The 1,719-nt window shown below is 75.3% G+C and carries 1 protein-coding gene; it reads right to left on the reverse strand.

Going from position 1 to position 1,719, the window contains the following annotated elements; translation table 11 throughout:
* Window positions 1-1,719 (reverse strand): condensation domain-containing protein (locus tag AB0G02_RS38655; protein WP_360805015.1); only part of this gene is annotated, 1,719 nt, incomplete at both ends.

Genomic DNA, 1,719 nt, shown 5'->3' on the forward strand with positions numbered 1-1,719 from the left:
CTGAGCTGCTCCTTGACCGCCTTGAGCGCGGCGCCCCAGTCCCCGTCCCCGGGCAGGTCGAGCGCGACCGGGAACATCGTGGTGAACCAGCCGACCGTGCGGGACAGGTCGACGTCGGGGAACAGCTCCTCGCGGCCGTGGCCCTCCAGGTCCACCAGCACCCGCGGCCGGCCCGTCCAGTCGGCCAGCACGCGGCCGAGCGCGGTCAGCAGCACGTCGTTGACCTGCGTGCGGTACACGCCCGGCACGTCGCGCAGCAGCGCGCCGGTCTCCTCGGCGGAGAGCCGCACGGTGACCTCGCGCTGCGAGTCGACCGTGTTCGGGCCGTGCCGGTCCACCGGGACGTCGCCCGGGGTGGCGGCCACGGCGTTCCAGTGGTCGAGCTCGGCGTCGAAGCCGTGGGCGGCGTGCCCGGCCAGCCGGGTCGCCCAGTCGCGGAACGAGGTGGTCTTGCGCCCGAGGTGGACGGTGCGGCCCTCGCGGGCCTGGCGGTAGGCGGTGGTCAGGTCCTCGACCAGCACCCGCCACGAGACGCCGTCGACCACGAGGTGGTGCGCGGTCAGCCGCACCGACCGCTCGTCGACGACCTCGGCCCGCAGCAGAGGTCCCTCCGCGAGGTCGAAGTGGCGCACGGCGAGCGGGTCCGCCCGCGTGACGGGCCCGACGACCTGGCGGTCGCCCTCGAACCGGGTGCGCAGCGCGTCGTGGTGCTCGACCAGCGCGGTCAGGGCGGTGCGCAGCGCGGGCACGTCCAGCTCGCCGTCGGCGCCCAGGTCCGCGATCACGGACTGGTCGAAGTGCTCCGGGCGCACGCTGTGGTTGTCGAGGAACCAGCGCTGGATCGGGGTGAGCGGCGCGTCGCCGGTGACCGCGCCCTGGTCGGCGGCGGGCGGCAGGTCACGCGTGACGTGCGGCGCGATGGCGGCGATGGTCTGGTGCGCGAAGATGTCCCGCGAGGTCAGCACCAGGCCCGCGCGGCGGGCGCGGGTGACGACCTGGATGCCCAGGATCGAGTCACCGCCCAGGGCGAAGAAGTTGTCGCGCACGCCGACCCGGGCCGCGCCCAGCACCTCGGCGAACACGTCGGCCAGCACCGCCTCGACCGGCGTGCGCGGCGCCACGTAGCGGACGTCGGTGCGTTCCTCCGGCGGCGCCGGCAGCGCGTCGCGGTCGAGGTGGTCGAGGCCGACGAACGTGGTGGGCACGGCGTGCGCGGGCAGCACCTGCTCCAGGAACCCCGCCAGCGCGGCGGGACCGATCGGGGGCGTCACGTAGGCGACCAGCCGCCGGTCGGCCAGGACGACGGCCGCGTCGGTCACCTCGTGGTGTCGCCGGATCGCCCGCTCGACCTCGGCCAGGTCGACCCGGACGCCGCGGACGCGGACCGCGTCGTCGGGCGCGAAGTCGAGCTCGACCAGGCCGCGCAGGGGCCGGTCGGGGTCGTCGACCACCTGGCGCAGCAACGCGTCAAGGTCGTCGCACAGCGACTCGATCGTGCCCGCGTCGAACAGGTCGGTGTTGTACTCGACGGTCAGCGCCAGGTCGTCGCCGCGCGGCCAGAACTCCACGACGAGGTCGAACCGGGCCACCGGCCGGGGCAGGTCGTGCTCGGTGGCGGTCAGCTCGCCGAACGCCGCGTCCCGCAGCAGCGGCTGGTGCAGCGCCACGACGGTCTGCACCAGCGGCGTGCGGCTGGGGTCGGGGTCGGGGCGCACCTCC

The organism is Actinosynnema sp. NPDC023658 (genome assembly GCF_040639995.1).
Lineage (GTDB): Bacteria > Actinomycetota > Actinomycetes > Mycobacteriales > Pseudonocardiaceae > Actinosynnema.